Consider the following 750-nt stretch of genomic DNA (forward strand, 5'->3'; position numbering starts at 1 on the left):
CGGCGACGCCGGCACCGGCGCGCCGGCCCGCACACGGCTGCAGCGCTTCCGCATGCCGATGCGCATCGCCGTGCTGGGCGAGGATGCGCCGCGCTACGCGCCCTGGGTCGCGCGGCACGCGGCGGAGCTGGCGCGGCTGACCGGGCAGGCCATCGGCGTGGGCGGCATGGCCCAGGCCAACGTGCCGCTGGTGCTGAGCCCCGATCCCGCGCGCTTCCTGCGCAGCAGCGCGGAGGCCGCGCCGGTCCGGCGGATGTTCGCCGGGCGAGGCGCGATGGAGCACCTGCTGGCCGGGCTGACGCCGGAGACCGGCGGGCTGCTCAGCCCGGGCTTCCCGCGCGAGGGCGGGCACGAGATCACCGGCGGCCTCGTGCTGGTGCGCACCGACCGCGACCCGGCGATGGTCTGGGCCGCGATCGTGGAGGAGCTGTCGCAGCTGCTCGGGCTGCTGGGCGACGATCCCGCGATCGGCTGGTCGGTGTTCAACGACACGAGCCCCTATTGCGACCTGACCGGGCTGGATCGCTGGCTGCTGCGCCTGCTCTACCAGCCCGGCATCGCGCCCGGCATGACACGGGCGGAGGCGCAGCGCGCCGCGCTGGCGGCGATGCGGCGGCTGCGGCCCGGGGACGTCGCCGAGGGGCCGGGCCAGCCGGCGCTGGAACCGGACGACGCGGCGGTGGTGGATGCCTTCCTGCGGCTGGCCTTCGCGGACCCTGGCGCGATGCCGGGCAGCCGGCGCACGCGGCT

The 750-nt window shown here is 77.2% G+C and carries 1 protein-coding gene; it reads left to right on the plus strand.

The genetic code is table 11. The features are described 5' to 3' along the window. Positions 1-750, plus strand: a 750-nt coding sequence (locus tag OZN99_RS32820) for a DUF2927 domain-containing protein (RefSeq protein WP_270939362.1), incomplete at both ends; no start/stop codon positions are given.

This window comes from Falsiroseomonas oryzae, from assembly GCF_027856955.1.
Lineage (GTDB): Bacteria > Pseudomonadota > Alphaproteobacteria > Acetobacterales > Acetobacteraceae > Falsiroseomonas > Falsiroseomonas oryzae.